Genomic DNA, 3,523 nt, shown 5'->3' on the forward strand with positions numbered 1-3,523 from the left:
ACTACCTTGAAAAACGCCGTTTATTATCAATAGTAAACTTGTCTTAACAATATCAGTTAGAACAGTTATCAAATTCTCTTCATTTGGTTTTGTTAGATAGAAAAGTTCCATATTTTCTTGTTCAATCACAAACTAAGAATGATAAGTCATTGTTATGGATGAAGTAATTCGATTAATATAAGAGCCATAAGAACTAGACAGAAAAACTCTGTATTTAAATACATAATTTTTCTTTCTAATAGCTGTTAGTTTTATATGAGGAATAATTTATGGATTTTGGTTATATATATGTAATGTCAAATTGTTCATTCCCTACACTATTTAAAATAGGTTCAACGGCGGGAGACCCAGAGGAGAGAAAGAAGCAACTTCACACAACAGGCGTCCCAACCCCTTTTAAAGTAGAATATTCAAAGGATTGTGATGACTATCAGCGAATAGAAAAAGAAATACATAAAGATCTTTCTAAATATAGAGTTTATCCACAAAGAGAATTTTTTGAATGTGATATTGACACTATCATTGATAGCATCAATAGGCTTGCGCTTCGTAATTCAGATAATCCATCTAAAGAGCTCTTAGATATTACGAATAAACTAAAGGAAAAGCATGGAAATATGATTCGAAAAGATATTTCAAGAGTTTCCATAGTTCAGTCACTCAATCGAGTGTGGTTAGAGATAGTTAAAGAAAAGAATGTGAATGATTACTTGGTAGACGAGCACATTCATCGCTCAGACTTGGCTTTTATATCTGGTTGTGAAGGAGATTACTTCTCTCATCGTGACTCCATAGTAATCAATGCCAACAAGTTTGTGAATGATTATGACTCTTACTCGATCGTTCATACAACGGACTTATTTACTAATGAAGCATGTGAGATGATATGTAATGAACATCAGGAACAAAACTAACAAACTGTTTTAGAGTGATTCGCAACACGCGGCATCTTTACTATGCGTTGCGTTTAGTGTTTAAGGTGGTATGCGGTGGTATCGGTATTGCGTGGCTCACACGCCTAATTAGGCGTCAGGTGTACTTGGAGGAAACTTGAGTAATATTATTCCAAATTCGGTGATAGGGGCGGTAGCTAGCGTATTAGCTGCTTACTATTATAGTCACAGTAAGTTGAACACGTTATTTATGGAAGCGGGGGCTCCGGGGGATGTTCCTGATGGAAATTGCGAAACAAAGTGTTCGTTATGGCTTAAGCGGTGTAATGAGTTCCCTGAAATTGACCCTTTGATTGTACTGGGTAGTGTCATCCAAAATTTCATGGATATTGAACCAACCAAGTCTCTGTTCGATGATGGTATTGTTGAAAATGAGGTCACGAGAGGTCAAGCCCGAATTATTGCTGCTCTAGAGAGAAATCAACTGACTTATAAAACTAATGGGTACGTTGTCAATGCAGGCTCTTCTATCGCAACGAAGACGTTAGAAGACTACCTAAAGAGTGGTGATTTTAAATCTATAGAGGTAGAGTTCGAGAGAGCTGTTTCTAATATTAGCACTGATCCCCATTCATCAATAACTGCAGCTAGTGCAATTATTGAGTCTGTTTTGAAGTACTATATCGAGCGCAACAACCTGACGATGCCTAACAGAATGAACATCGGTCCTCTATGGCAGACAGTTCGTCAACATATTCCTTTAAATAGGAATGCTCAGCTTAGCGATGACCAAAATAAAATTTTGACTGGTGTTACATCGATCATAGATGGCGTAGGTGCTTTTCGTTCACATATTGGATCGGCTCATGGTCGTGGTTCTGCGCCTCCAACTATTTCAGTACACGAAGCTCGCTTAGCCATAAATGTAGCTCATAGTATTACTACATTTTTGATGGACGAATTAGCACCGTAACACCTAACAAGCATTTAAGCCTGATTCCCAACGCTTAGTATTTTTATTTCATCGTTGGGTTTTGTGTTTACGGTGTAATAGTTTCGGTTAGGTGGTAGGTGTTGCTCAGTACTTAACGCGGTGTTCGTGCGTAAGAGGAAGTAATTAAGTAGTTTATGAAAAAGAATATACCTGCTCCGGTTATTGCGGTGATCGCTGATAACCTGCCAACATTTGAAAGTCATGCGTCGATTGATAATTTATTCTTATTTTCCGATGCTCCATCAGATCCTCCTGAGGGTTCTAAACCAGTTAAGGTCAACGCTTGGTTAAGGCAAATCAACAAAGAATGTGATTATCCTTTAGCCATTCTTGGAAAGATAATAGAGCTCTACATGGAATTGCCAGAGCCAGATAAGTCCCCGAGTTTTTTTGGTACGCCGCTTCAAGTCACAGATCCAAAACAAGTCTTCAAAATACAACTCGAAAAAGTACTGACGAGATGTAACCTTGTTTATATCTCTGGTGGTATTGTTTCGGACGGTACATCACCAACAAGTAAAGCTTTATCTGAACTAATAAAAGGTCGTGACATTCCTTCAATTGATGCTGAGTTTGAAAGGGCGCTAAGTAATGTAAACACTGAACCTAGAGAAGCGGTGTCTGCTGCTTGTAATATTCTAGAGTCAATTTTTAAGGTTTATATTGAAGATGAAGAATTAGAAAAGCCCCAGAAACAAGATTTACAAAATGTATGGAAAGTGGTTCGCAATGACCTTGGCTTCAACACGAATACTCTAGAGGACAACGATCTTAAAAAGATCATGTCTGGTATTTTATCGGTGGTTGATGGTATTGGTGCGTTTCGAACTCATGCGAGTTCAGCACATGGATCTGGGCGAAAAGTATATAACCTAAAACCACGTCATGCTCGGTTAGCAATTCATTCTGCGCATACTATAGCGCTGTTTGTTCTTGAAACATGGGATGAACGCAAGTCGAAAAAAGCGCGCTAACAAATTGCTTAAGAGTGGCGGCTAACCTTTGGCATTTTTGGTTCGGTTGGGTTTAGTGATTACGCTCGCTTTGCTTGGGCTTCGTGGCAGTTAGCCGCACCTTAGCAAGGTGTTAGTTTTTCCGAGGGTTTCAATGAGTATTAAGTTAAAAAAACATGAGCCACCGATGAAGTCTTTGTGTCTCTGTGGCTCTAGTGACAAGTTCAAACATTGTTGCTTTGGGAATCATCTATCAATTTCAGGGCGCTCTTCGTCGAAGATCATTGGATTGATTAACGAAGATAAGTTACAAGAAGCGCTTCGTATGACTCGGGAGTATATTACGTTTTATACTCTTTGCCATAAAACCAATACAGAACCTTTCTTGAAGTCAACTAATGAAGGGGTATCTTATCTCCTAGAAATTGATATAAAAGCTTTAGATGAGTTAGTTGATTTACTTTTTGAGTGCTATAGAAAGTTAGATCAAGTTGAACGCTTTGAAAATGTTTGCGAACACTTGAGGAGAAATATACTAGATCATAGGTGGCAGAAGAGGGTTTCGTACTATCAAGTTTTATCTAAGCTAGAGGCTAATAATTGGTCAAATAGCATCGGGGAAAAAGAAGTCACGAAATTTGAGCCTATTTTGGATGAGAATGATGATCCGCACCAGAAGTTTT

4 protein-coding genes are annotated in these 3,523 nt (G+C 38.3%); all 4 read left to right on the forward strand.

The window, feature by feature from the left end; translation table 11 throughout:
* The first annotated feature begins 269 nt into the window (after positions 1-269).
* Positions 270-914, forward strand: a complete 645-nt coding sequence (locus BCT34_RS03545) for a GIY-YIG nuclease family protein (protein ID WP_076652514.1) — start codon at positions 270-272, stop codon at positions 912-914.
* Between the two features lie 136 nt (positions 915-1,050).
* On the forward strand, positions 1,051-1,866 hold the full coding sequence (locus BCT34_RS03555) for an abortive infection family protein (RefSeq protein WP_076652519.1): 816 nt from the start codon (positions 1,051-1,053) through the stop codon (positions 1,864-1,866).
* A gap of 155 nt (positions 1,867-2,021) precedes the next feature.
* Positions 2,022-2,861, forward strand: a complete 840-nt coding sequence (locus BCT34_RS03560; protein ID WP_076652522.1) for an abortive infection family protein — start codon at positions 2,022-2,024, stop codon at positions 2,859-2,861.
* Between the two features lie 268 nt (positions 2,862-3,129).
* Positions 3,130-3,523: hypothetical protein (locus BCT34_RS03565; RefSeq protein ID WP_241906808.1), on the forward strand; the 394-nt coding region annotated here is incomplete at its 3' end.

This window comes from Vibrio sp. 10N.261.45.E2 (genome assembly GCF_002875705.1).
Taxonomy (GTDB): Bacteria; Pseudomonadota; Gammaproteobacteria; order Enterobacterales; family Vibrionaceae; genus Vibrio.

Bases quoted from the DNA above. Each gene is read 5' to 3' on its own strand.
- BCT34_RS03560 (WP_076652522.1), top strand. From the start codon at position 2,022: ATGAAAAAGAATATACCTGCTCCGGTTATTGCGGTGATCGCTGATAAC.
- BCT34_RS03545 (WP_076652514.1), top strand. From the start codon at position 270: ATGGATTTTGGTTATATATATGTAATGTCAAATTGTTCATTCCCTACA.